General features: G+C 68.5%; 22 protein-coding genes and 3 pseudogenes. 13 read left to right on the top strand and 12 right to left on the bottom strand.

Annotated features, from left to right (window positions below; genetic code table 11):
• Positions 1-45 precede the first annotated feature (45 nt).
• Positions 46-876 (bottom strand): Na/Pi symporter, encoded by an 831-nt coding sequence (locus tag OG456_RS39435; protein ID WP_266569897.1) that lies wholly within the window; start codon positions 874-876, stop codon positions 46-48.
• A 958-nt stretch (positions 877-1,834) separates the two neighbouring features.
• Between OG456_RS39435 and OG456_RS39430 the strand changes: the two genes are divergently transcribed.
• Positions 1,835-3,508, top strand: a complete 1,674-nt coding sequence (locus OG456_RS39430) for an FAD-dependent monooxygenase (protein WP_266569896.1) — start codon at positions 1,835-1,837, stop codon at positions 3,506-3,508.
• Positions 3,509-3,651: 143 nt separating this feature from the next.
• Here OG456_RS39430 and OG456_RS39425 read toward each other — a convergent pair whose 3' ends face one another.
• Positions 3,652-4,578, bottom strand: a complete 927-nt coding sequence (locus tag OG456_RS39425) for an alpha/beta fold hydrolase (protein ID WP_266569895.1) — start codon at positions 4,576-4,578, stop codon at positions 3,652-3,654.
• A gap of 101 nt (positions 4,579-4,679) precedes the next feature.
• On the opposite strand from OG456_RS39425, the gene OG456_RS39420 reads away from it, so the two are divergent.
• From OG456_RS39420 to OG456_RS39390, 6 genes are all read left to right on the top strand, one after another.
• A complete protein-coding gene (locus OG456_RS39420) occupies positions 4,680-5,147 on the top strand; it encodes a CGNR zinc finger domain-containing protein (protein WP_266569894.1) in 468 nt (155 codons plus the stop codon).
• Positions 5,148-5,986: 839 nt separating this feature from the next.
• The gene (locus OG456_RS39415; RefSeq protein ID WP_266569893.1) at positions 5,987-6,907 is read left to right on the top strand and encodes a nitroreductase family protein; all 921 of its coding nucleotides are present in this window, start codon (positions 5,987-5,989) and stop codon (positions 6,905-6,907) included.
• A gap of 57 nt (positions 6,908-6,964) precedes the next feature.
• Positions 6,965-8,200, top strand: coding sequence for a PP2C family protein-serine/threonine phosphatase (locus OG456_RS39410; RefSeq protein ID WP_266569892.1), 1,236 nt, complete (start codon positions 6,965-6,967; stop codon positions 8,198-8,200).
• Positions 8,201-8,731: 531 nt separating this feature from the next.
• On the top strand, positions 8,732-9,124 hold the full coding sequence (locus OG456_RS39400; protein WP_266569891.1) for a hypothetical protein: 393 nt from the start codon (positions 8,732-8,734) through the stop codon (positions 9,122-9,124).
• A gap of 661 nt (positions 9,125-9,785) precedes the next feature.
• Positions 9,786-10,028, top strand: a complete 243-nt coding sequence (locus OG456_RS39395; RefSeq protein WP_266569890.1) for a hypothetical protein — start codon at positions 9,786-9,788, stop codon at positions 10,026-10,028.
• A 97-nt stretch (positions 10,029-10,125) separates the two neighbouring features.
• Positions 10,126-10,362, top strand: coding sequence for a Rieske (2Fe-2S) protein (locus OG456_RS39390; RefSeq protein WP_266569889.1), 237 nt, complete (start codon positions 10,126-10,128; stop codon positions 10,360-10,362).
• A gap of 301 nt (positions 10,363-10,663) precedes the next feature.
• On the opposite strand, the gene OG456_RS39385 is transcribed toward OG456_RS39390, so the two are convergent.
• The 3 genes from OG456_RS39385 to OG456_RS39375 form a co-directional block, all read right to left on the bottom strand.
• Positions 10,664-11,728: an AI-2E family transporter gene (locus OG456_RS39385; RefSeq protein WP_266569888.1), complete on the bottom strand. Its 1,065-nt coding sequence runs from the start codon at positions 11,726-11,728 to the stop codon at positions 10,664-10,666.
• Between the two features lie 590 nt (positions 11,729-12,318).
• Positions 12,319-13,539 (bottom strand): transposase, encoded by a 1,221-nt coding sequence (locus tag OG456_RS39380; protein ID WP_266569887.1) that lies wholly within the window; start codon positions 13,537-13,539, stop codon positions 12,319-12,321.
• A gap of 285 nt (positions 13,540-13,824) precedes the next feature.
• Entirely contained in the window at positions 13,825-14,730 is a 906-nt protein-coding gene (locus OG456_RS39375; protein WP_266569886.1) for a LysR family transcriptional regulator, read from the bottom strand.
• Positions 14,731-14,833: 103 nt separating this feature from the next.
• Between OG456_RS39375 and OG456_RS39370 the strand changes: the two genes are divergently transcribed.
• Both OG456_RS39370 and OG456_RS39365 read left to right on the top strand, forming a co-directional pair.
• Positions 14,834-15,667, top strand: a complete 834-nt coding sequence (locus tag OG456_RS39370; protein ID WP_266569885.1) for an oxidoreductase — start codon at positions 14,834-14,836, stop codon at positions 15,665-15,667.
• Positions 15,668-16,013: 346 nt separating this feature from the next.
• Positions 16,014-16,568 carry a transposase gene (locus OG456_RS39365; protein ID WP_266570739.1) on the top strand — a complete coding sequence of 185 codons (555 nt, stop codon included), beginning with the start codon at positions 16,014-16,016 and terminating at the stop codon, positions 16,566-16,568.
• Between the two features lie 2 nt (positions 16,569-16,570).
• Here the strand turns inward: OG456_RS39365 and OG456_RS39360 are convergent.
• The 3 genes and pseudogenes from OG456_RS39360 to OG456_RS39350 all read right to left on the bottom strand — a co-directional run.
• Positions 16,571-16,783: pseudogene (locus OG456_RS39360) on the bottom strand (IS30 family transposase); the annotation flags it as partial.
• Between the two features lie 12 nt (positions 16,784-16,795).
• On the bottom strand, positions 16,796-17,014 hold the full coding sequence (locus OG456_RS39355; protein WP_266569884.1) for a hypothetical protein: 219 nt from the start codon (positions 17,012-17,014) through the stop codon (positions 16,796-16,798).
• Between the two features lie 2 nt (positions 17,015-17,016).
• Entirely contained in the window at positions 17,017-17,178 is a 162-nt protein-coding gene (locus tag OG456_RS39350) for a hypothetical protein (RefSeq protein ID WP_266569883.1), read from the bottom strand.
• 150 nt (positions 17,179-17,328) lie between these two features.
• Between OG456_RS39350 and OG456_RS39345 the strand changes: the two are divergent.
• Positions 17,329-17,530: pseudogene (locus tag OG456_RS39345) on the top strand (hypothetical protein); the annotation flags it as partial.
• A gap of 340 nt (positions 17,531-17,870) precedes the next feature.
• On the top strand, positions 17,871-18,347 hold the full coding sequence (locus OG456_RS39340) for an SRPBCC family protein (protein WP_266569882.1): 477 nt from the start codon (positions 17,871-17,873) through the stop codon (positions 18,345-18,347).
• Positions 18,348-18,919: 572 nt separating this feature from the next.
• Here OG456_RS39340 and OG456_RS39335 read toward each other — a convergent pair.
• Both OG456_RS39335 and OG456_RS39330 read right to left on the bottom strand, forming a co-directional pair.
• Positions 18,920-19,597, bottom strand: a pseudogene (locus OG456_RS39335) (N-acetylmuramoyl-L-alanine amidase); the annotation flags it as partial.
• Between the two features lie 79 nt (positions 19,598-19,676).
• Entirely contained in the window at positions 19,677-20,816 is a 1,140-nt protein-coding gene (locus OG456_RS39330) for a winged helix DNA-binding domain-containing protein (RefSeq protein WP_266569881.1), read from the bottom strand.
• 274 nt (positions 20,817-21,090) lie between these two features.
• On the opposite strand from OG456_RS39330, the gene OG456_RS39325 reads away from it, so the two are divergent.
• A complete protein-coding gene (locus OG456_RS39325; protein WP_323136436.1) occupies positions 21,091-21,621 on the top strand; it encodes a transposase in 531 nt (176 codons plus the stop codon).
• 30 nt (positions 21,622-21,651) lie between these two features.
• Here the strand turns inward: OG456_RS39325 and OG456_RS39320 are convergent, their stop codons facing one another.
• Together OG456_RS39320 and OG456_RS39315 are read right to left on the bottom strand one after the other, a co-directional pair.
• Positions 21,652-22,539, bottom strand: coding sequence for an IS3 family transposase (locus OG456_RS39320; protein WP_266570738.1), 888 nt, complete (start codon positions 22,537-22,539; stop codon positions 21,652-21,654).
• 17 nt (positions 22,540-22,556) lie between these two features.
• On the bottom strand, positions 22,557-22,832 hold the full coding sequence (locus OG456_RS39315; RefSeq protein WP_266570737.1) for a transposase: 276 nt from the start codon (positions 22,830-22,832) through the stop codon (positions 22,557-22,559).
• Positions 22,833-22,843: 11 nt separating this feature from the next.
• Here OG456_RS39315 and OG456_RS50610 point away from each other — a divergent pair, with 11 nt between their 5' ends.
• Positions 22,844-23,380 (top strand): zinc ribbon domain-containing protein, encoded by a 537-nt coding sequence (locus OG456_RS50610; protein WP_323136452.1) that lies wholly within the window; start codon positions 22,844-22,846, stop codon positions 23,378-23,380.
• The last annotated feature ends 48 nt before the right edge of the window (positions 23,381-23,428 follow it).

Below are 23,428 nucleotides of genomic sequence, written 5' to 3'. Positions count from 1 at the left end.
GCTAGCGCACTGAGCCCTGACGGGTTCCGCCGTCGGACGCCGTACTCAGAGCACGCCCACCAGCACGATGACCAGGGCGGGCAGTGCGATGAAGACGGTGCCGAGGTAGACGGCGAGGACCCACCGGTGCTCGGAGGCGATGCGGGCGAGGTTCTCGGCGCAGAACAGCGGCACGGGGCGCAGGAGCGGAATCACGTAGATCACGAAGATCGCGAAGAGGTTGTAGATCAGATGCACGAAGGCTGTCTGCAGGCCGATCTTCGCGTCCTGTCCGACGCCTGCGAACGCCGCGAAGACCACCGTGAACGTGGTGCCGAGGTTGGAACCGACGACGACGGGATAAACCTGCGCCGGGGTGAGGATGCCTGCTCCGGCGAAGGGGACCAGCACGGACGTGGTGATGGTCGAGGACTGGGTGACCACGGTTACTGCCATGCCTGATGCCATGGCGAGGTAGGCGTTGCGGCCGACGGCCTTGATCAGAATGTCGCGGGCCCTGCCGACCATGAGCAGTTTGAGCAGCTTTCCCAGGTAGCGGACGGCGACCAGGACCAACACGGCGCCGATCACGATGGTGAACAGCGGACCGAGTGTGCTGCTGACGTGCGAGGTCGCGTGGATCACTCCGCGTTCCACCGGTCTGGTGGCCGCCCGGATGAAGTTGAAGTGGGCCGGGTTCGGCAGCCAGTCCGTGCCGTACAGAGCATTGGTCAACGTCCCGCTGATGTGTTCCAGCGGATGCCAGATCAGCTCAATCGGGAAGAAGATCAGCAGCGCGAGCCAGTTGTAGAAGTCATGGACGGTCGAGGCGCCCAACGCCCTGCGGAACTCTGCACGGTCGCCGATGAAGGTCAGGGCGACCAGACTCGTCGTCACGGTGGTGCCGACGTTCGCGCCCAATGCACGGCGAAGTGAACCCGACGGGACAGCCTCCCGCTGGCGAAGTCGACGAAGCCGTAGCAGATCGCAGAAGCCAGCGCGAGAAGGGTATCCATCTGCTCCCACGTGCCCGGCGTCGCCGTTTCAATCCGCTGGGGCGGTCACGCTTTGCCGCGCGACTTCTTCTGGCCGTACGCCCCCTGCACCTTGTGAGAAGGATGGTGGGCTGGCGTGGGCGGTCGGGGGCCCGATTTAGCCCGCGACGTGGATGCCTGAGCGTTCTGAACTGCGTGCGTGCCAGTCAAGACCTCGAGCAGCTCGCCCCCATGGCGGGGTAGCCCTCCCGGCCACCTGGATAGGCGGGGATGGGACCGGGCCGGGCTCACTGCCGAACCCGCCCCGGAGAACTTGCACCACCGGAGTACCCAGCCTCAGTGCGTACAAGCCTCCCGCCGGGCACGGTGGTGACGTCACGCAGGCTCTCTGCGTATCGAGCTGTTGCGGAATATGGGGAGTCCTGCCGGCCCCGGAGGCCGGTAGTCACATTGTGGAGCCAATCAAGAAGGTAAATGGAGGACTGCAGGCCGTCGAACCCCGACTGTCGCGGGTGGTCGTGCTTCGAGGGCGAAAGCGCATATACGTCGTCGACGTCAGCATTGCAGGGCGGGCGGGCCCCTTGGCTCTCCGCGATCCAGTGGCTCGTGTCGCATGGTTGACCCGGTCATTGACGTGCGATCAGGTGGACAGCGGGCCGTCTCCAGGACCTGCTCTTGGCGATGGCTGGCCGGATCCTTATGAGGCGTCATCTCATCCGGCTCGGTAAGTGATTGGCAAAGAAAGGGTTTTGATTCCACCGGCTCCGCACCGTGGGGGACCGTCAACCCTTTCGGGTCGGCGCAACCTGGTGAAGCCCACTGGCTCGGGAACCAATCCGGACAAACTAGGGAGCCTGATCATGGCCGATGTCGACGTACTCGTGGTGGGCGCGGGCCCAGTGGGCCTGACGGCGGCGGCCGAACTGCGGCGGCACGGCGTGGACTGCCGCATCGTCGATCGGCTGGCCGTCCCGAACCCCTATGCCAAGGCCATCGGCGTCCTGCCCCGCACGCTGGAGGTGTGGGACGCCATGGGCCTGGTCCGCAGAGTTCTGGACGAGGCGGTGCCACACCTGGGACAGCTCGTCTACATCGACGGCAAGCCTCGCCCCCGGGTTGAGCTCACTTTGCCGCCCGAGATCCCCTATCCCTTCGCCACACTGCCCCAGTACGAGACCGAGCGGCTGCTCACCGAGCACCTTGCGGGCTTTGGCACGGAAGTGGAGCGGTCGACCGAGCTCCGCTCGCTGGAGATGCGCCCGCACGAGGTCGAAGCCGTTCTCGCCCGCGGCGACGGCCGGATCGAGCGTCTGCACGCCCGCTACGTCGTGGGCTGCGACGGCGCGCACAGCCTGGTCCGCAAGGCGGCCGGGCTGACCTTCGAGGGCGATGCCCTCCCCGAGGAGTACATGATCGGCGACGTCGAGGTCGACTGGGAACTGCCCGCCGGCTACAGCATTCGGTCCGTGAACCTGGACGCGAACGGTGAGATGGACGACATGCTCGTCTGCATTCCGATGTCGGGCGTTCGGCGCTACTGGCTCTCGATGCTGCGCCCCCACGCCCAAGCTGAGGGCGAAGACGGCTCGAGCACCCCGGACGGGACCGTCCTGGAGCTGGGTGATGGCCAGGGTCTGGACCTCGACCAGATCCAGGCCGTGCTCGACCGGCTCTCCCCGGAGGTGACGACCGCCTCCACGCTGCGCTGGTCGTCCGCCTTCCGGACCAGCCATCGCATGGTGGACCGCTATCGGAACGGCCGCGTCTTCGTCGCCGGGGACGCCGCACACATCCAGCCGCCGATCGGTGGACAGGGTCTGAACACCGGTGTGCAGGACGCCTACAACCTCGCCTGGAAGCTGGCCCTGGCCGTCCGCGGTCTGGCCACGGACGACGTGCTGGAGAGCTATCACGCCGAACGCCACCCGGTCGCGCGGGAAGTCGTCGACCGCACCGTCCGCCATGCCCGCAGCGTCCGCAAGGCCGGTGCCGGCCCCCTCAACAACGGCGCCGACACCGAGATGGCGCTGCGGCGCCAGGCCCAGCTGCTGGTCGCCTACCCGGACAGCCCGTTGATCCAGCCAAAGGCGGCGGACGGCACACCCGAGGCCGGTCCCGGACCCGGCGACCGGGCACCGGACTGCCGCGGCCTGTTGAGCGACCTCGCCACCTACCCGCAGCGGTTGTTCGACCTGCTGCGCACCCCGCGGCACGTGCTGCTGCTGTTCGCGGGCTCGGAGCACGCCTCGGGCGACGGAGCCGCCCGGCTCGAGGCCTGCGCTGCCGAGGCGCGTCGCGCCGCCAACGGCCTTCTCGACGCCTATCTGGTCACTGCCGCAGAGGTACCGGAGGACGCCCGTCCGGTCGGCCTGCGCCCGCCGCGTGTGCGCGACGCGGCGGGCGAGTTCCACGACGCCTATGGGCCGCGTGACGGCGAGGCCCTCCTGATCCGCCCGGACGGCTACCTCTCCGGCCGTTTCCACCCGGCCGTACCGGAACGCCTGACGGCGCATCTGCGCCGAACCTTCGCCTGACTCCCGTTGCCGCGGGCGGAGCGCCGCCGGTGACGGTCCTGCGGCGCGCCCCCGAAGAGCGAAGGACACCCGTCTACAGGCAGTCAGCCCCCCGGCGGGTGTGGTGGCGGTGGAAGGCATCTCAAATGAGATGACTTCTTTAGTCACAGGCCGAGGAAGGCGAGCAGGTGATCGAGGAGGGCGCCGGGGGCTCTCCTCGGGGACGTAGTCCCGCAGTCGGGGATGACGACGCTGTTGAGGCGCTCGGTCACGGGGCCGAGGAGGGCACCGAGTCGTTCGCCTTGTCCGCAGGCTCCGGCGACGCCGAGGACCGGCATGGTCAGTGGATGCTGCTTGCGCCGGTTGTTCTGAGCGATGTTGTCGTCGGTGGCCCGGTAGTAGTCGAAGCTGGCGCATAGTGCCTCGGGGTCGCGGGCGATCGTTTCGACGTAGAAGTCGACCGCGGAGTCCGGCAGCGGGCGGGCGGCCTTGAGGCGGAACTGGTCGCCGTAGTAGATGTGCTCGCGGCCGCTGACGAGCAGTTCGTTGATGGACCGCTTGCGGTTGAAGGCGGAGTGCCACAGCAGGTCGTTCTGTGCCTCGGAGCCGAAGAAGGGAATGTCGGGCGCGAGTCCGGGGATGGTGGCGTCGAGCAGGGCGAGGCGTTCGACCGCGTCGGCGTGGTCCGCGGCGAGGGCGTAGCCGAGCCACATGCCGATGTCGTGTCCGGCCACCGCGAAGCGGTCAAGGCCGAGCTCCCGCATGAGGGCCGCGAGTTCGGCCGCCACGGTGCCGGTGTCGTATCCCCCGTGGGGCTTGTCGGACCGCCCGACGCCGCGCGGGTCGACCGCGACGACGCGGAAGTGCTCCGCCAGGCGCGGCATGACGAAGCGCCACACGTACCAGTTCTGCGACCAGCCGCCGACGAGGAGTAGGGGCCGTCCCGCGTCGCCCTGCACGGTGTGCAGTTCGACCTCTCCGACGCGCACCAGGGTGCTGTCGAAGACGTCCGTGAAGCCGTCGGGGAGCCAGGGGACGCCGTTAACGGTGCCGAAGCCGGTCAGGGGGCGGATGGGGGTGGTCGCGGGCATGGGTTCTCTCTGCGGTATGTGCCAGTTGGGGGTGTTCGTGCTCTGGGTGTGGGCGGGGCGGGGTTGTCGGTGGGTCGGGGTGCGGGTCACGGTGAAACCCGGTGACGGGATACGCCGCTTGCCCGGCCGAGGAAGACGATCACAGTGAGGAGGACGCCGAGGAAACCGGAGAACCACAGCGTCGCTGTCGTCGGGTCGGTGAGCTGTGCGGCGACGCCGAGCCCGAGGGAGGTGACGACGAGGCCCGTGTAGGCGGCGAGGAAGAAGGCCGCGAGGGCCTGCGCGCGTGTGCCCGCGGACGCGGCCTGCGAGACCAGTGCGACGGCGGCCTTGGACAGCGTGCCGGTGCCGATTCCGGCGACGTGCGTGCGCAGTGGCGGCTGCGGGAGACCGACCCCGTACGCGCGGCCCTCGCCATCGTCGCCGTGGACGCCGTCGCGACGCTAGGCGGCGACGTCGACGGTGTCATCAAGCGCTGTGAGCAGCCCACCTGCGGAGGACTCTTCGTGGACACCAGCCGCGGCGGGCGACGACGTGGTGCTCCGTGTCGACCTGCGGAAACAAGGTGAAAAAGGCCAACCTCAAGGCGACACGAGACGGTGCCGCCTCCGGGCACAGCAGCCGGGAGAACTGACAGCGGCACGCCGTCGCCGTTCGCGCGCGGCGCCTCGCTGAGCACCTCGCTTGGCGAACGGCGCCAACTCGCCTGCTCAGTCACAGCCGTTGTGACTCTTCGAGGTAGTTGGCACTTGGCCGAGCTAGTTGTCGCCGGGGTGATCGGTGCCAGGTTCCGAAGCGGACTGCGTCGGCTGGACAGATGAATTCGGTAGGCCACGTGATCGGCGGGTCCTTTGGCGGACTGTGCAGGACACGGGGGACCTGCAGCCGCCCTGGTCCCTCGCTTGGCTGCGCTGTCGCACTTTCGGGGTACCGGAACCGCGCTTCGACGTCACATCCCGCCTTCACGTCACCGACCGGGCGTACTGGAATCCGTCCGCCCCAAGCAGGGGGGCCGCGTCGTGCTCATGACAGCAGGGGTGGCGATCCGGATCCTGTGGTCGTCTCGCAAGGTGCGGCTCGGTCGCCACTGCGATAATGCGAGTGGGGCTGCGAAGAGCCGACCTAACCCGTGGGGGTGCACATGCCTGACGTGCTGCCCGTGGCCGTTTTTGAAGTGCCGATCCGAGTCTTCTGCTCGGTGGACGACGTGGTCTGCCCGGGCCTACGCGGCCGTGTGGAGGCTGGGTGCGGTTCTTGCGATGGCGTGGTTTCGGCACAGCCACGATCGTTGCCTGCTAGCTCGCGCGCCGGCGGCGATCCCTCACAGACGGGATGAGCCGTGTCCCTCAGAGATCTTGACAGGGCGGTCGTGACGTCGCTGGTCGAGGACGCTGTGATGGCGCCCTCCATGCACAACGCACAGCCCTGGAGGTTCATCCACCGCACCGGCAGCCGTTCCGTCGCGCTGTACGGCGATCCCGACCGCACGCTGCCGTATAGCGACGCCGAGCACCGCGCACTGCACCTCGGATGCGGCGCCGCCCTGTTCAACCTGCTCGTGGCCGCAGCCCACGCCGGTTGGACCGCCACCGTCGGGCTGCTTCCCGACCCCGGGGCTCCCTGGCATCTGGCCGACGTAGCGCTCGACGAGGCCGAGGGTGCGGACCGTGATCTTGCGGACCTCTACCGCGCGATACGGCGGCGGCACACCAGCCGCTTCCCCTTCTCCGACGAGCAGATTCCCGAGCCCATCATCGACGGGCTTCGCTCCGCCGCTCTCCTGGAAGGCTGCCAGCTGATCACTCCCAGCGCCTGGCATGCCGACGCGGTGATGGAACTCGTGCACGATGCCGAGCTGCTCGAGGCTGCGAACGAGGCCGTGCGCGCGGAGATCGCCACCTGGACGCGCACGGCCAGGGCCGATGAGGGGCCCGCCGCCGACGGCATCCCCGCCGACGCCCTCGGCCCACGGCAGTACGGCGTGAGCTCCCCGGTCAGGGACTTCGACCCATCGCGCCGGGAGCCGGACCGTGCCGTGGCCGTGTTCGAGGAGCATCCGCAGATCGCGCTGCTCGGCACGGTGCAGGACACTCCGGCGGACTGGCTACGGGCAGGGCAAGCAATGCAACGGGTGCTCCTGCAGGCCACCCTCGGCGGGCTCGCGACCTCACTGATGTCGCAGCCACTCGAATGGCCAGAGCTCCGGTCCTCCGTACGCGATCCGAGTTCCGCGATCGGCTTCGTCCACATGGTGTTCCGTCTCGGCTACGGCCCCCAAGGCGCGGCGACACCTCGCAGACCCGTGACCGAAGTCCTCAGCTTCGAGTGACGGCGACCGCCTCGGCAAGAGCCCCTTTGCCCCGCGGAAAGGACCGGTGTGAAACCTGTGGAAGCGAGCATTGACTACGAGGCGTTGTTCGCGGCCACGCCCAGCCCCTATCTCGTGTTGCGCCCCGACCTGGTGATCGTGGACGTCAATGACGCATACCTGCGCGCCACCGGTCGCAGCAGGCGGGACCTGATCGGCCAATACTTGTTCGACGCCTTCCCGGACAACCCGGCGGATGCGACCGCGGACGGGGTCCGGAACCTGGGCGCCTCGCTGCACCGGGCCCTGCAGTCGAAGCAGCCCGACACCATGGCGGTGCAGAAGTACGACATCCCTGATACTTCCCGGCCCGGAACGTTCGAGGAGCGATGGTGGTCGCCGATCAACACCCCCGTGCTCGGGCCGGGAGGGCAGGTGGCGTGGATCATCCACCGTGTGGAGGACGTGACCGAGTTCGTGCGTTCCCGCCCGTCCCGCCCGACAGACAGACCTTCGGGTAAGCGGGTGGCGATGGAGGCCGAGCTCTACGCGCGGGCGCGGGAACTGCAGCGGCTGAACGAGGAACTGCGGCAGGCTCACGCCCGGGAACGCCAGGTCGCCGTCACCCTGCAGGAAGCCATGCTGCACTCGCCCGACCTGAAACGGCACCCCAATGTCGCCGTGCGCTACCTGCCGGCGGTCGGATCGCTGAACGTGTGCGGCGACTGGTACGACGTCGTGGACCTGCCCGACGACTCCTTTGGCGTCGCGGTCGGCGACGTCGTCGGCCACGGCCTGGGAGCCGCCGCCGTCATGGGCATGCTCCGCAGCGCGCTGAGCGCCGCCGTCCGTGCCCTCCACGAGCCGGCCAAGTCTCTGGAGGTCCTCGGCCTCTACTCCCGGTCGGTCGACGGCGCGCTGGCCACCACCGCGGTCCAGGCCGTGATCGACACCCGCAATCAGCAGATCGCCTACAGCAGCGCCGGTCATCACCCACCCGTCCTCCTGCACTCCGAAAGCACCTGCGAACTGCTGGACCAGGCCACCGACCCTCCGCTGGGTGCCCGCCCCGAACACATCCCCCGTCCCCAGGCGACCGTGTCCTACAGGCCGGATGACCTCCTCGTCCTGTACACGGACGGCCTCATCGAACGCCGCGGCGAGGACATCGACGCCGGCCTGCAACGCCTCACCGACGGCCTCGCCCGCTACGCCCGCTTGAGCCCCGACCGCCTCGCCGACGCATTGCTGACCCACCTGGACGTGGCCGGCGGCGCCCAGGACGACATTGCCCTGATCGTCGTGCGCCTATGACAGCCCGCGGAGGGAGAACGACCGCTCGTACCTCTACGACCTCCGGACCCTCGACTCCGAAGCATGATCCGCCGGACAGTGCCTGACGGTCGCGGCAACCGCGCTGGGACAGGCAGCGCGCATGGTGATGCTGCGAGGACTTGCGGTCGTAGGAACGCCCGCGGAACCGGTCGGTGCCGACCGATGCCGCGCGCCCGAGGGGCTCCCCCGCCCACTGGGATGGCATCACCGGGCACAGCACGCCGCTGATGCCGGACGCGCCTAGGCTGGATGGAGCGTCACAGTGAAATCGGAGGACCGCATGATCGCCCGCGGTGTAATTCTCCTGTTCATCGGCATCGTCACGGGTATCAGCACCCTGTGGAGATCAGCGTCATCCTCCGTCGTCATCGGAGCCATCCTCTGGATCATGGGAGCGGTCGGACACTCCGTCGGCGGACGCAAGCATTACTGGTCACGAGCACGTCATCAGGGGGAGCGCGGCAGGCGCGGTGGGGGCTTCTTCCCGCCACCAGAGAGGCAGGCCAGACCATGGCTAAGCAGCCGAAGTCATCCCAACCCTCGCACGGCGAGGGCCCAGGCCGGCATAAGGGCACCAAGCAGCACGGATGGTCTCCCGATGTCGACGAGACCCGTCAGCAGGACAACCCGAGCGCCCATCGCTCCTTCCACCCCGACCAGCACGCCCCCGCCAAGGGCCCCGGGCGCGAGGTCTCCAAAGAGGAGGCCGGGGACCCGCATGGCAAGTCCGTGAAGAGCAGGGCGCGCCGCGGCGAGGACCAGAGCAAGGCCGACAGGGACGAGAAGGGTATGCACGACACCGGCCCCCGGGGTCGCTCCCAGCGCCCCAGCGGCACCAAGGACGCATCCGCCTCCACCGGCGTCGACCCCAAGGACCCGCCAGGCACGCGCAGCGGGGGCTGAACGTCGCGTCCGGATCCGCTGTCCATGTCCTGCGGCGGCCCTCCTCCCCGGAAGAAGGGTGTGACGGCTTCGCAAAGAGCAGGAGTCTGGTCGCCGAGGCGGGTGACCGAAACAGGGCGCCGTCCCCCACGGCCCCTCCATCAGACAGCGGATCTCGCGGCCGCAGGGTGGTCGTACGGCAACCCTCACGAAGTAGCGGTCTCATCGGCTTCGGTTGAGGGACAACCGGATGACACGGCGCCCCCTACGTCGTGGCTCCTTGGCCCGTCGATTGCAGGGGCGTACGAAGAACAGGTGGGCCGGCCCGGTTCGGCGAAGGCCGGGCCGGCCCCTCCGCGGTCGCAGACCGTTGCGAACCACGTCACGGCCGCACGAGAGACCATGCTGGGGAGCCGAGTGAGTAGCCTTCCGCGCCGAGGTGGAGGTGACGCCGCTGAAGCTGGCGCGGGTTAAGCCATCTCATGCCTGGGATAGCAGATGAGGGTGCGGCGATGCCGGGGAAGACGAGGCAGCCCCTGCCGTCTGGCTCCCTCAATGGAGTGGCCTGCGTGCGGGCTGCGGCTGTCCCATGCATCCCTCGGGCAGGACTTTCGCTACCGGCGCCCGGCGGCCGTCACCCAATGCCTTCGGGGCCGACCCTCTTCACCCAAAGGAGATCACCATGACCGAACTCCTCGGTCACGGCACGGACCCCGTCAGTGCCCTGATGCACCTGATCAGCGCGGACAACCAGCGATGGCTGAAGGACCAGGCTCTGTCGAAGCAGAAGGAGATCGCCGAGCGGTATTTCGACAGCACAGGCGTAGACGTGGCCGACGTCATGGGCGGCCTGGCGGACCAGCCGAGTTCGCAGCAGAAGGCCGACCAGCTCATCGAGCAAGAGAGGAACGCCAAGCAGGACTAGGGGTGGACTAGGGGTTGGACTAGGGGCGCTTTCGACACCTGCGGGCGTCCGCCCTGAGTGAGGCGAACCCTTCCGGGGCACGGCGGACGGAGTCCGAGTGGGACTGGCCTGGCACAACGGGTCGCTGTACGCGCTTTCGGCCACCTGCACGCACGCCGGAATCCCGCTCGACGAAGGCAAGGTCCTGGCCGACGGCTGCATCCGCTGCCCCTGGCCAGCGTCTTCCGGCTCGAGGACGGCAAGGCGACGCGCGGACCGGCGGCCGTCGACGAGCTCCGCTGGAAGTCGTGAAGGTCGACGGCGGGCGCGTCTGCGTACGATCCGTGAGGGCTGATCCGGCGCACCTGAGCGCCGATCGGAAGGAACGGGAAATGACGCCGAAGGTCGCTGGGGGAGACCACGTCGGATAGAACTCCGAAGCCGCGGTGCGGAAGCGCTGGGTTGGTGCGCTCTCTGATCGGTCACAGCCGACCCCGCTGGCTGGCTTCGACTCGTGCAGCGGGGGCGGCCGGGGTGCGGAAACGAGTCGGTACCGCGGCCCGCCGCCCGGTGGCCTTGCCGGCTTGATCTCGTCCGCGGGTGGGACGGGGGTCGACGTGCAGTTGGCGCCCGGCAAACCCTGGGTCCTCAGCGTGTCAGTCCGGCGAGCGTCCGGGGTGGTCCGGCTCGGGCCGGGCACGCGGGACGCGGAGCTCGCTGAGCACGGACCAGGCGACCGACACCATGGGAACGGACACGACCGCGCCGACAACTCCAGCCAGGATGGTGCCGGTGATGACGGAGAGAGCCACCACCACGGGGTGCAGCCGCACCGCCCATCCCAGTACCAGTGGATGCAATACGTGGCCTTCGATCTGGCCGACGATCACGATCAGGGCGAGCACCACGATCGCGATGACCGGGCCCCGCGCGGCCAGCGCGACGACCGTGGCCACCGCCAGTGCGATGGGTGAGCCAATCAGAGGGACGAAGGCGGCGAAGAACTCCAGCAGCATCAGCGGCAGGGCCAGCGGCACGCGCAGCGCGAACAGGGCGATCCCGACCAATACGGCGTTGGATGCCGCCACGATGATGATGCCCCGCGTGTACCCGGCGAAGGTGCGCCACGCGGCTCGTCCCGCGCGGCCCCAGGTGTCCCGAGCGCCCTCTGGCATCAGATCCTGGAACCAGGACCAGTACTTGTCCCCGGAATGCATGAAGAAGAAGGAACAGAACAGGGCGAGCGCCGCTGCGGTGAGGACTTCCACCAGCCGCCCGGCGCCGCTGAGCACGCTGCTGATGAGTTCCGAACGGTGCTGCGAGACGAACGTGGACACCTTGCCCTGCAGATCCGAGAGCACCGAGTGGCTCACGTGGAAGGGGGAGCCCTCGAGCCACCGTTGGATCCGCCCGATGCCCCCGGAGAATTCCTGCCCCAGCCGTGTCGATTCCCCCGCGATCAGGCCGCCGACCAGCACCAGCAGCCCCAGCACGACGATCAGGCTGCCCACCACGCTCAACGCGACTGCCGCGGCCCTCGGCAGACGCCGCGCCAGCAGATCAGCCAGCGGACGCAGCACCGAGGTCACGACCAGCGCAAGGAACAGCGCCACACCGACCAGCTGCAATCGACCCAGGATCGTGAAAACCGCGTACACGGCCACCCCGAGCAGCAGCAGCCGCCATGCGTACGCCGCCGCCACGCGCAGCCCGCGGTTCACAGCCGCGCCGTCGTGGTCCCCGGCGCGCCGCACCGCCGTCCCAGCCGTACGTGCCCGTGCCTTCGCCCCCACCCCCCGGGCGGGTCGGCTCGCCGGCACGACAGACCGCCGCCGTCGCCCACCCTGATCGGAGCGGGGACGCGAGCCGGGCTCGCCCGGCCGCTGCCGCTGCGAACCGTCGTCCACCTGTGTGTCACCGCCTCCCGTCGTCGAGTCGCGCAGCCACGTGCTCCCCAAAGGGCAGCTTCGAACAACGCCGTGGGAATCATTTGACTGGGCCGGAGCGGAGCGAACACAAGGGCGTCATGGACAGGGTGTGGCTGTAAAAGAGTCGTCGCAAGCCGGGACGGGGGCGGCCAAGCCCCTGCCGGGGCGGCCCGACACCCTCCGCTCACGTCCAGTCGGGCGCAGGGCAGCCGTCTTCTCCCGCATCAGCGGGGCGCTCTGGTGCTCGGTGTGGCTGGCTGATCGACGAAAGCGATCGGCCCTGGGCCATCCGGGCTCGGGCCGACGACACGACAACATTGAAGGCTCCCCTCCCTGAAGGGAGGAGATCCTCTACCCTCCAGGGCTGTGCGGGGATTTACGGCTCAGGCCGCCACCCGAGCCGGCGGCTCAGGTGGTCTTGCGCCCTCGGCACCGTCCGGGTTCCAACCTGCCCGGACCAGCATCACGCGGGCGGAGTTCTTGTCCCGGGGGGACACGGCTCCGCACACGGTGCAGGCATACGTTCTCATCGAGAGAGGGAGTGCGTGCTTGGTTCTCGCTGCGCACTGCGCACATTCCATCGTGGTGTGCGCCGGGTGGACGAGACGGACGTCCCGTGCGTGTTTGCGGCCCATCTCGACCAGGGCGCGCTTCGTCGCGGCGATGGCGGCGTCGGCCGCTGTGCGGGCCATCGTGGTCTTCGCGAGGAACTTCGGCCGGAAGTCCTCCACCGCAACCCCGTCATGGCCACGCATCACGGACGTGGCCCACTTGCGGCCGGTGTCCTCACGCTGCCTCGCGATCTTCTTGTGCAGCTTCGCCGCCTGTGCCCGCGCCTTCCGGTAACCCTTGGATGCGGGCTGCCCTTTCGGGCGCCGGCGCCGGGCCATCATCCGCTGGTACTTCGCGAGCCGCTGCGCGGCCCGCTTGCCGTGCCCGGCATGCGGGAGGTCGTAGGCGTCATCCGTGGTGGTGGCCGTCTCCTTCACACCCCAGTCCACCCCGAGAACCCGCCCGGTGGCGGGCAGCGGTTCGCTCTGCGCGGGGGCGACGAAGGACACGTACCAATGCCCAAGCGTGTCCTGGTACACGCGCACGCTCGACGGGTCGGCCGGAAGGTCCCGCGACCACACCACGCTCAGCACGTTCCCGCCCGCGAGGTGCAGGCGACCGTCCTTGAGGCGGAAACCGCGCTTCGTGTAGTTCATGCTCGGCTTGGCGTCCCGCTTGCGCTTGAAGTGGGGCATCCCCGCCCGGCGGTGCTGCGCAAGCCGGTCCTTGATGTCCTTCAGCGCCTTCGCCCTCGATTTGGTGAAGTCGCGGATCACCTGCTGCTGTGGCACGCACGCGCCTCGAGCCAGCCACGGCGTCACTTTGCGGGCCTCGGTCAGCAGCTTGTCGAGCTGGGCCGGACCGCACGTCAGCTTCTCGCCGCCCGCTCTGCTCTGCGCGTGGACCTGCCTGGACTTGGCCACGCACTCGTTCCACAGCCACCGGCAGCGATCCCACTCGGCGTCGAGCGCGCGCCGGGCCGTGGCCGACAGGCGCACACGGAAGGTGTACCGGGCATGCCCGGCCCCCTCCGTGATCGCTCCTGTCGCCATACACCCGAACCTACCCGGGAGGACTGACAGTCGAGAGTTCTTGACCGCCGTCGGCTCACTCACCCCGACACGCGGTGGACGGCCTTTCACCCTGAGGGCGAAACCCCTACTTCCTGTCCTGCCCCGCAGGAGTCCGATTCCCCCCCGGCCTGAAGGCCGGGGCATCCTCGGAGGAACCCGGTGAACCGTTTCGCCGCAGGTCAGCCAGTCAGCGAGCAGACGAAGGCGGCACACGTTCAGCCTGATCGCCGTCGGCATCCGAGTCTGTGGCGACTGCGCGTCGCCTCAGAGGGAAGGCTTGGTCGCCCGTTCACACGCGCGCGCGTACTCGTGAACCAGCGGGCGGTGGTCGTCGGCGCGCCAGGCCATAGCGAAGAGGCTGGGCGAGATGCCCCTCACCGCACGGGTGACGACTCCGCCGAGGGTGATCAGCGGGGCGTTCCCGGCTGCCAGCAGGACCACGCCGAGACCCGCGACGAGCGCCTCGTACGTCTCCTCGGTGCTTGCCACCTCCGCGCCGATGAGTGCCGACTTCCCGCCGCGGGCGTCGGTGGCAAGCCAGTACTCCCGCAGCGGCCCGGCGCTGTCGGGCAGGGCGAGGAACGGCTCGTCCAGCAGGTCGGTGAAGTCGATGATCTCCCGGTCGGCGAGCGGGTGAGTTTCGGCCATGGCGACAAGGCGAGGTTCCTCGGCGACCACCATCCACCGGTAGCGGTCCGGATCGGGCAGCGGAAGCCAGACGAACGCCGCGTCGCACGTGCCGTCCGCGAGCCCGGCGGTCGGGTCGTGCCAGGGGACCTGGTGAAGTCTGAGGCGGGCGTCGGGGCGCGCGGCGGTGAAGCGGGAGCGGATCGCCGGCAGTACACCCCCGCGTCCAGGGCTGGTGCTCATCCCCACGACGAGGACGGCCGACTGGTCGGCCACGGCCCGGGCGACTGCCTCCTGGGCGGCGTCCCACTCGGCGAGAATGCGCTGTGCATGGGGCAGGAGCGCTGCGCCGACCGCGCTCAGGCGCACTTGGCGCCGGTCGCGCTCGAACAAGGCGGCCCCCATCTGTTTCTCCAGCATTCTGATCTGCTTGCTCAGCGCGGGCTGTGAGACGTACAGCCGCTCGGCTGCGCGCGTGAAGTGCAGCTCCTCGGCCACTGCGGCGAAGTACCTCAGGTCCCGTCCGTGAACGTCCATAACCATCGGCTATCACAGCGGATCTTGGACGGGCAACCGGTGTCCCCCGCAAGGTAGTTCACACACGGACCGCCGAGAACAGCGGGTCACCCGGCACAAGGAGAAGAAGATGAACAAGGTATGGCTGGTCACCGGGGCGAGCAGCGGTTTCGGCCGGGCGATCACCGAAGCGGCGGTGGCTGCGGGCGACATCGTGGTCGCCGCCGCCCGCCGCACTGCGCTGCTCGACGACCTGGTCGCCGCGCACCCGGACCAGGTCGAGGCGCTACCGCTGGACGTCACCGACATCGCGGGCGTCCAAGCCGCGGTCGACGGCGTGGCAGTCCGGCACGGCCGGATCGACGTCCTGGTCAACAACGCCGGACGGGGCATGGTGGGGGCGGTCGAGGAGACCACTGACGCGCAACTGCGGGACCTGATGGACCTGCACTTCTTCGGCCCGGCCGCGCTGACCCGGGCCGTGCTGCCGCACATGCGCCGCCGAGGCTCGGGCGCCATCGTGCAGCTGACCAGCATGGGCGGGCGGTTCGCCTTCGCCGGAGTCGGCGCCTACTGCGCCACCAAGTTCGCCCTGGAAGGGCTCTCCGAGGCCTTGGCCGCTGAGGTCGCCCCGCACGGCATTCGGGTGCTGATCGTCGAGCCCGGTGCGTTTCGTACCGGCTTCGCGGGCGCCGCAGAACTGCAGCAGTCCGCGACCCTGGACGCCTACCAGGGCACCGTGGGGCCCGTCGTTTCCGGGCTGCCGGGAGGAAGCGGCCAGGAACCCGGCGACCCGGCCAAGGCCGCGGCCGCCATCCTCGCCGCTCTTGACGCCGATGAGCCGCCACTGCGTCTGCCGCTCGGTAACGACGCCGCCGACGCGATCTCCGACCACCTCGACCGCAGCAGCACCGAACTCCGCTCCTGGGAAAAGCTCGCCCGCTCCACCGACTTCGACAACTGACACGCAAGAAGACAGACGGAACACCCGTGCACACATGACCGGTCAGAGCAGCCCCCGAGATGCGTTTCCCGCCCCGGCCGAAGCCGGGGATACCCGCAAGAGAAGGGATGGATCGAAGGCCGATGAACAGAAGGTGGGGCGTTTGGTCATCAGAGAGATGAGTCACCAGAGGGTCAGGGTTGTCCCAGACCTCAAAGGTCCACTCAAGCTGGGACTTTGAATCCGCCTGCTCCTTCCGGGATGACAACTAGACACGCGGTGGGCCTGCTTGGCGGGTCTGTACGCTCACCGGTGTAATTGATGATCATGGAAGAGACATCAAGTGACTGACACCGTGACCGAGTCCGTGGCCGCCGATGACCAGGCGGAACCGTCGTTGGAGACCGCGGCGGTTGAGCAGAAGCTCATTGACCAGCTCGTCGAGCAGGCCCGGAGTAAGGGGCTGCAGCTGACCGGCGAGGGAGGGCTGCTGCAGCAGCTGACCAAGACGGTTCTGGAGTCCGCCCTGGAGGGCGAGATCACCGACCACCTCGGCTATGGCAAGCACGATCCGGCGGGCAAGGACGGCGGCAACTCCCGCAACGGAACCCGGTCCAAGACGGTGCTGACCGACATCGGCCCGGTCGAGATCGACGTGCCCCGCGACCGCGAGGGCTCCTTCGAGCCGGCCATCGTCAAGAAGCGGCAGCGCCGGCTGACCGGCGTCGACGAGATGGTCCTCTCGCTGTCCGCGAAGGGCCTCACCCACGGCGAGATCTCCTCGCACCTGGCCGAGGTCTACGGCACCAACGTGTCCAAGACGACCATCAGTACGATCACGGACAAGGTGATGGACGGCATGGCCGAGTGGTCCAACCGGCCTCTCGACCGCGGGCGGTTTCGAGTGATGGTTGCGAATTAGCCTTAATGAAAGGCTATGCCCCATTCTTGCATGGCCTCTTTCGGGGTGCGGTCGCCGAGGGCCATTCGGGGTCTGTCGTTGAGTTGACGGGTGACGTCCCTCAGGTTGCGGAGGTCGTGTACGGCGAGGTCGGTACCCTTGGGAAAGTACTGCCGCAGCAGGCCGTTGGTGTTTTCGTTGGTCCCGCGCTGCCATGGCGAATGTGGGTCGCAGAAGGCCCGTCGACCTCACGACGGAGCGCCGTCGCTGACCTCGTCGCGGGCCGTAGGCGCCGCGCCCTTCCGTCGCCCACCGGCGGGCCCGGCGCCGCGCAGGCCGAAAGCGGAGACCACCGCCCCCAGCAGCACCATGACCACCGGGACGACGAGAGCGGTGCGGTAGAGGGCCAACACCACGACCCGTGAGCCATCGGCGCCGGCCGCAGCGATCCCGTACACCGCGGTCACCGTCAAGATCCCGACTGCCGAGCCGAACTGGGGTGAAGCTGCACAGCAGCCCGCCCGCCAGGCCCAGCCCCCTTGACCTCGCTGTTGGTCGCCGCGAGGGTGGGCGGACCGTAGGCGAGGGCGAGGGCGAGGGCGAGGCCGAGGGCGAAGGCTGTGCCCGCCATGTGCGTTCTGCTCCAGTGAGGGCTGGGGCTGGGAGTCCTGGGGGCTGCCGACGAAGCCCGTGCTTCCCGAGGGCCTGGCGGTGCTGATCGACGACGACTTGCTCTTCGGGGACGAGCTTGGGTGCCTCGGCTGTGCCGATCGGCACGCACGGGCTCGAGGCTCTGGATGCCTTTGCCGCAGTGTTTCTGGGTGTGGAACTGCCAGGTGCGAATGACGACTACTCGCTCGGCGACACCCTGGGCTGTTGCGATGTGGCCCCGGAGACGGCCGTCGACCGCGAGCGTGAAGACGTGTCTGCAGGCGTTGCCCGAGCGCGAACGGACCATCTTGTACTTGCGGTTCTTCCGCGACCACGCTCGTAGGCGCCTGCACTGAGCGAATGCTCGAACATGGCCGCTGGGTCGCGTACGTCGTCCCGTGGCTCTACCACCGCCGCAGCAGCCGGCCAGCAGGACGCACGCCGCCACACCGCACGCTCGCCCACTCATCCGCCCACCCCACCTGGCAATGCCGGCAACAGACCGCCCGCGCGCGGCTACCGCGTCCGGCCTTCCCTCTCCCGGCCGATCGAGTCGGCGGGAGGATCAGTGCCGAATTCGGCTCTTCATGAGTCTGTACGCGGGTACCCGGCATCGAGCGGAGGGGCGATGGCCGCCAGTCTCCGCGCGAAACGACCAGCGAGGAGGAAACCGTGAGCACGGTGAAGGAAGCAGTGGACGTCGAGGTTCCCGTCCACACCGCCTACAACCAGTGGACGCAGTTCGAGGAGTTCCCGAATTTCATGGAGGGCGTCGAGGAGGTGCGGCAGCTCGACGAGCGGCACAACCACTGGACCACGAAGATCGGCGGGGTACGGCGGGAGTTCGACACCGAGATCGTCGACCAGCTGGCGAACGACCGGATCACCTGGCGGGTCGTCGCCGGCGAGAGCCAGCAGCGGGGATCCGTCAGGTTCGAGCGGCTGGACAACACGCACACCAGGGTGGAGCTCACGATGGACGTCGAACCCACCGGGGTGGCCGAGAAGGGCGCGGACATGCTGGGCGTGATCGACCGCCGGGTCAAGGGCGATCTGCACCGTTTCAAGGAATACATCGAACAGCGCGGGGGAGAGACAGGCGCCTGGCGAGGACGCATCCGGCCTGAGAACCCTGGCGCGGCCTTCTGAAGAGCAGCCACCCGAAGGCGCTGCCGAACGGCAGCCAGGCCGTCGTGTCCGGGCTGCCGGGCTACTCAAGGGGTACGCGGGGCTGCCTTGTTGAGGCAACGGAGCACTCCGGGCTCAGTGTCCGAAGTTTTGTTTTGGGCAGCCTTCGTGCCGTCCAGGGCAGTGGATGGAGCGCCAGGCATGCAGAGGTGAACTCCGTGCCCAGAGCCCGAGTTCGACCCCCTTCGACTCAAGGAGGCCGAGGCGGCGGCAGCGCCACCGTTCTCCGGAGCCGCCCGCACACGTTCAACTCGGTTGTGAGCTCTTGTGTTTGAACGGAGACGGCCGGGGGACCCGGGATGTGGCTGAGCGGCCGTGGGGCGGGCCGCGGACCCGGTGGGACCCGGGACCGCGGCCTTCTCTGCATCCGGCAGGTTTTTACCTGGCTCCCGAGCCATAACTCGGCCGCCCGCCTCAGCCCCGTGCCTCGCCATGGAATCCGGGGGCAGTACGGACGTCGAGTCGACGCATGAGGACGGCGAAGCGAGCGGCCCGTCCCGGATGCCGACGCGGGGCTCGTGATCGCGCTAGTTGGCGCTGCTGGACCACGTCTTGGTCCAAATGGCCTGGCGGTACAGGGTGCTGGACGACTTCAGGTCGACGGTGCTGACCTTGACGCCGTCGACGTTTACGTACGCCTGCCCTGAGCTCGACGCCCGCGATGCCACCCACGAGGCTGAGCGGCCTGTGAACGTCCAGGTGAGGCTCGCGGCCTTGGAACCGCTGGAGTACGACTTGCCCCCGAGGTAGCTCGTGGAGGAACGGGTGGTCCAGGTACCGGACTTGGTGGCCGAGGTCTCCTGAAGAATCACCGGGGTGAAGGAGGCGGAGGACGTACGGGTGTTGCCCGCGTAGTCGTAGGCCTTCATCGACCAGGTGCTTGCCGTGCCGGACGCGGCGGTGCGGCTGGAGCTGGTTGTCGTCGGGCCGAAGGTGGCCGTCGCCGGGGTCAGGAGGCTCACGGATTTCAGCGCGGTGTTGTCAGTTGCCTTCCAGCCGAGGGTGACCGGGACGGCGCTGGTGTTGACGGTGCCGGTGCGCAGGGAGAGCTTCGGTGCGGTGGTGAAGGTCGGCACCGTCGTCTCCGCCACGACATTCAGCGCGGCGGACGTCGTGCTCTTGCCGGACTGGTGCAGGGCCCGCACGGCGACGGTGTGGGTGCCCAGGGGGAGGGTGGTGCCCACTGACGTGGCCGTACCGGATGCGGTGGCCCGCGCTCGCCCAGGACCGCTGGGCCGGCTAGCTCGCGGCTCTCAGCGCCACCGAATAGGCCGTGTTCGCCGGGCGCAGTCAGCCCTTGACGATCGTCCTCTCGACATCGGGAAATCCCTTGTCCCACCAGTGTCCGTAGCGCCGGTAGACAGCTGGATCGCGGTCGGCGAGCAGCACTGACAGCTTTTCCGCCTCCTCGGTCAGGCCTTGCCACGCAACCTTGCCCAGTCTGCGGAAAGCGGTCAGTTCCAGTCCGCCGTCGGCTGCGCGCCAAACTCCGACGACCTGCCCGTCGACGAGCAGGCAGGGCAGCACATCGCCGTTACGCCGGACAACCAGGGGCCGGTACTCCGGGGGCATGACCCGCCCGGGGACGGCGTGAGCCAGCAGCGTGCTGTCCCACATCGGCAGCAACCTCGGCGGCGCCGGGGTGTCATCGGCGGGCACGGCAGCGTCGGCCAGGTCGAACAGGGCGGCGCGGCCGAGGCCTGGCACCTGTACCACCTGGTCGCCGAGCTCATGCAGCGCTTTGGTTATCGCGGTGCGTGTCAGCAGGGTGAAACGGGCGAAGTCCTGGGTCGTAGCGGGCCCGAATGCGCGCAGGTAGCCGAGCAGCAAGCATTGGACCCCAGCGTCGGCTTCCTGCGGTGTGGCCGCAGGGGCCGCCGTGGAGGTGCGGTAGGTATTGGGCCGTGTGAACGACCACGGGCCGCCGGTCGGTGCGTGATGCACTGGCGCGAACGTACGTAGTGCCCACCACACGCGGTGTGCGTGTTCGCCGTGCCTCGCTGTGACCTCGTCCTCCACCTGGGTGCCGGTGCGGGGCCGCTCCAGGAACCCGGCGAGCTCGGGGAGCAGCGTGTCGGCGTCGGTGGGGGACAGCCCTGTCGCGGCGAAACGGCGGTCGTACAGCCGTGACGCCCGCAGAGTGCTCAGCATGGCAGCTCGGTAGGGCTCGTAGTCCTCGGCATGGACGACGTGCAGCGTGATCCGCATGAGGGTTGCCTTCACGATCCGGCCCTGCGCGAACGCTGCGTCGAGATCCTCGGGCGCGAAGTCCTGCACACGGTTCCATAACGCCAGGTACGGCGACGCTGGTGCCTGCGCTTGCAGAGCGCAGACCCGGCGAACCGCCTCCGCCACATCGAGGTGCCGGCGTTCGAGCAAGAGCTGACGGTCCAACATGGCCAGGGCGAGTTGTCGCGCGGTGAGGCTCATGGCCGGATCATGCCACCCTCGCTCTGGCACGATGCAACCGCCGATACAGGACTATCAGTTGGGCACCTGTTTGTCGGTTTGAACATTCGCCGCCCTGGGGGCGAATCGGTCAAGCAGCGACCAGCCTTGGCGCTCGATGATCGGGTCTCTTGAGCGCAGACCCCTTCCTTTGGGGAGGGGTTAGCTCATTCTCGGGCCGGAGCCGTGAAGCGGTGGAGTGCGGTGTCAGTGGCCCGCGTTAGCCTGATCACCTCAGTTGGAGGGGGGTGTTCTTGTGCTGACTGGTCGTAGGTACCGGCTTGAGGTGACGGCTGGCCAGGCTCACGCCATGCCGGACACGTCGGTCGGGATCGACCGGGGCGTGAAGAGTGCTGCTGTCACCTCGGACGGCGACTTCCACGACCGGGTGTTCATCACGGCTGGCGAGAGCACCCGGTACCGCAGGCTACAACAGCGCCTGGCCCGGTCCAAGCGCGGCAGCGCCAACCGGGCCAAGGTGATCGCCGCTATGAACACGGTCATGGGCCGCGTGTCGGATCGGCGCGGAGACTTCTGCGCGCAGATGGCATCCCGGATTGTTGCGAAGAACGCTCTGGTCGTCCTCGAAGACCTCAGGATCCGGAACATGGCCGCTTCCGCCTCCGGCACCCTCGCGGAACCGGGCTCGCGGGTGGCGCAGAAGCGGGGTCTGAACCGGGCGATCCTCGACAAGGGATGGCACCGTCTCGAACTCTCCCTCACCAGCGCGGCCCGGTACACGGGCACGATCGTGGTGAAGGTGAACCCCGCATACACGTCGCAGTGAAGTTCCCCCTTGGTCATGGACAGCGGGTGCTTACGCTGCGGGGGTGAAGTCGTGTCGCAGTCGGATCCGGGTTTCCAGTGGGGTGACGTACCCGAACTCGGGGTGTCTGCGGAGTCTGTTGCGGTTGTACTCGACCTCGATGAAGCGGAACACGTCGGCGCGGGCCTCGGCCCGTGTCGCCCACATGCTGGTGCCGATCTCCGTTTTCAGGAGGGCGAACCAGCTTTCCGCGGCGGCGTTATCGTAACAGGAGCCGACACGGCCCATGGATTGCCGCATGCCCAACTTCCGTATCTCGCTGCGGAATTCGTCACTGGTGTATTCCGAACCGCGATCGGTGTGCATGATGCAGCCGCGCTCGAGCTGTCCGCGCCCGGCCGCCATCCGCAGGGCCGTCACCGGCAGCTCGGCCCGGTGGTGATCGGCCATGGCCCAGCCGATCACTTCCCGCGCCGCGAGATCGATGCAGGTTGCCAGGTAGACCTTGCCCTCGGCGGTGACCAGCTCGGTCATGTCGCCAACCAGCCGCGTCCCGGGACGCGAAGCGGTGAAGTCCCGCCGGACGAGGTCCGCGGCGAACACCGCCCGCCGCGCCTGCCGCGTCAGCCCGCGCCGACGGCGCCGGGTGATCCCGCACATGTGCTCGCGCATCAGCCGCTCGATCTTCTTCCGGTTCACCCTCCGTCCGGCCCGCGCCAGGGCCGCCTGGATACGCGGAGCCCCGTAAGCGCCACGCGAGGCGGCATGCAACACCCGTATTTCCGCGACGAGTTCATCCTCCGCGCGCTGCCGCACCCGCCGGGCCGGCCAAGCGGCCAGCCACGCGTAGTACCCCGAGCGGGACACCTTCAGCACCCGGCACAAGAACGCCACCGAACGGCCGCCCGGCCTGGCCTCGGATGCCTTCTCCGCGTCGATGAACGAGTAGCGCGCGGCTACTTCGTCTTCTGCTGCGCGAAGAAGGCGGTCGCTTTTCCCAGGACCTCGATCGTCGCCTCCTGCTCGCGGACCTTGCGGCGCAGCCGTACCAGCTCCTCGCGCTCGGCCGTGGTCAGCGCCCCGGCGGGGCCCTCACCGCGGTCGATCTTCGCCTGCTTCACCCAGTTCCGCAGGCCCTCCGGGCTCACGCCCAGATCCCGGGAGACCTCGGTGACGGGTCTTGTCCGAGGACAGGGCCAGCGCGACCGCGTCCCGCTTGAACTCGGCCGTATACCGCTTGCTCGTGTTGCTCTTCTTGCTCACTACCTGTGACTGCTTCCTCCGGGACCTTCCGTCCCAGTATCAGGCTGTCCAGGTCACAGGGGGAACCTCACAGCGGTGTTCCGCCTGCGGCTTCGTCGCCGGACAAAACCGTGAGAGCCAAGCGGTGTTCCGGTGCAAAGCCCCAGGCTGCGGACACGCGGAGCACGCCGACGTCAACGCGGCGAAGAACATCCGACACGCGGGCGGACAGCCCGTGTCAGCCTGTGGAGACCTCGGCACCAGTCGGTCCGTGAAACAGGAACCCGTAAGCCGGGCGACCGGCCGAACCCCCTCACAGGGCAATCCCCGTCCCTCAGGACGGGGAGGACGTCACTTGAACGACTTCGGTGAACGCGCCGACACCTACGGTCACGGCCTGCGCCGCTACCAGTACGCCGCCACCGCTTTTGTCGGGTGGACTGCACAGCGGTGCGAAGAGCCACGCCAGCACTGGTCATCGGAGCCGGGAGGCAGGCCCACTCTCACCGTGCCGACAGCCGAGGACGATCTAACATGAAAGACAAGGTCTTCTTGATCCCTGCACCTGCCCACAATGAAACGGTCG

Source organism: Streptomyces sp. NBC_01446 (assembly GCF_026340095.1).
GTDB lineage: Bacteria > Actinomycetota > Actinomycetes > Streptomycetales > Streptomycetaceae > Streptomyces > Streptomyces aureus.
Note: the sequence above shows the minus strand (reverse complement) of the source record. Positions and strands in the feature narration are given on the sequence as shown.

Bases quoted from the DNA above. Each gene is read 5' to 3' on its own strand.
- OG456_RS39430 (WP_266569896.1), top strand. From the start codon at position 1,835: ATGGCCGATGTCGACGTACTCGTGGTGGGCGCGGGCCCAGTGGGCCTG.
- OG456_RS39425 (WP_266569895.1), bottom strand. From the start codon at position 4,578: ATGCCCGCGACCACCCCCATCCGCCCCCTGACCGGCTTCGGCACCGTT.
- OG456_RS39415 (WP_266569893.1), top strand. From the start codon at position 5,987: ATGCACAACGCACAGCCCTGGAGGTTCATCCACCGCACCGGCAGCCGT.
- OG456_RS39400 (WP_266569891.1), top strand. From the start codon at position 8,732: ATGGCTAAGCAGCCGAAGTCATCCCAACCCTCGCACGGCGAGGGCCCA.
- OG456_RS39395 (WP_266569890.1), top strand. From the start codon at position 9,786: ATGACCGAACTCCTCGGTCACGGCACGGACCCCGTCAGTGCCCTGATG.
- OG456_RS39380 (WP_266569887.1), bottom strand. From the start codon at position 13,539: ATGGCGACAGGAGCGATCACGGAGGGGGCCGGGCATGCCCGGTACACC.
- OG456_RS39375 (WP_266569886.1), bottom strand. From the start codon at position 14,730: ATGGTTATGGACGTTCACGGACGGGACCTGAGGTACTTCGCCGCAGTG.
- OG456_RS39370 (WP_266569885.1), top strand. From the start codon at position 14,834: ATGAACAAGGTATGGCTGGTCACCGGGGCGAGCAGCGGTTTCGGCCGG.
- OG456_RS39350 (WP_266569883.1), bottom strand. From the start codon at position 17,178: ATGGCGGGCACAGCCTTCGCCCTCGGCCTCGCCCTCGCCCTCGCCCTC.
- OG456_RS39330 (WP_266569881.1), bottom strand. From the start codon at position 20,816: ATGAGCCTCACCGCGCGACAACTCGCCCTGGCCATGTTGGACCGTCAG.